Here is an 854-nt window from a genome sequence, read left to right on the forward strand (position 1 = left end):
GTTGATCGTGCTCCTCGTCCCCTCCCAGTTCGCGACCGATACGCCGCACTTCCGCCGAAGACAGGCCGCTGCTGACAAACCCGAGCATGCGTTGCAGCAGCAGGACGGCGGTGAGCTGACTGGACGGGCAACTGTAGGCCAGTTGCTCCAGCAGACGGCGACAGCTTTGCAGCACGCTGCCCAGTTGCGTCGAGGCAGCCAGGCCGATCAGCAGCGTGCGCAGCAAGGGCGTAGGCCGCGAAGGCGCGTGGGCGGCGATGTCGTCGGCCAGCGCGCGGCGCATCATGTCCAGCCCGGACACGAATGCCGTTTCGCCGAACAGGCCAAGCAACGCCTGCATCATGGTCGGCAACGATTGCTTGAGCACCACGGTGTCGTAATAGAGGCGACGTACCGCCTGGCGCAATTCAGGATCGCCACCGGCGGCACGCAGGGCCTCGGCGATGTTCATGCCGGCCTGGATCTGCGCACCGTAACGCTCGCGCAGCAGTTGCAGGTAGTCCCGGGCGCGCTTGGCCTCGACAAGACGACCTTGCGCCTCAGCGTCCAGCAAGGTTTGCTGCAGGATCAGGTCCGTCCGGGCCGGATCGCCGCCGGTAGACTGCACCACCTCTTCCAACTCCGGCTCGCCCATCAGCAGCACACCGGCCTGGGCCGCCATGGCACTCAGGCTCTGCTTGCCTGGATGACCGAGCTGGTCGTACCACTCTTCCAACTGCTCGCGGGTTTCGACCCGTGTCCGGCCCACCTCACTGCGGGCGTTGCGAATGCGCCGCTGGCTCAGCGCCTTGGTGTTGCGTTCCACGTGATGACTGAAGGTCATGCCGACCTCCTCCATCGAATTGGACTGCGCG

At 65.7% G+C, this 854-nt stretch carries 1 protein-coding gene; it reads right to left on the bottom strand.

The features are described 5' to 3' along the window. Positions 1-823 (bottom strand): HrpJ domain-containing protein (locus tag OC610_RS28210; RefSeq protein ID WP_264432952.1); only part of this gene is annotated, 823 nt, incomplete at its 3' end. Between the last annotated feature and the right edge of the window lie 31 nt (positions 824-854).

It is taken from the genome of Pseudomonas agronomica, from assembly GCF_025917275.1.
Taxonomy (GTDB): Bacteria; Pseudomonadota; Gammaproteobacteria; order Pseudomonadales; family Pseudomonadaceae; genus Aquipseudomonas; species Aquipseudomonas agronomica.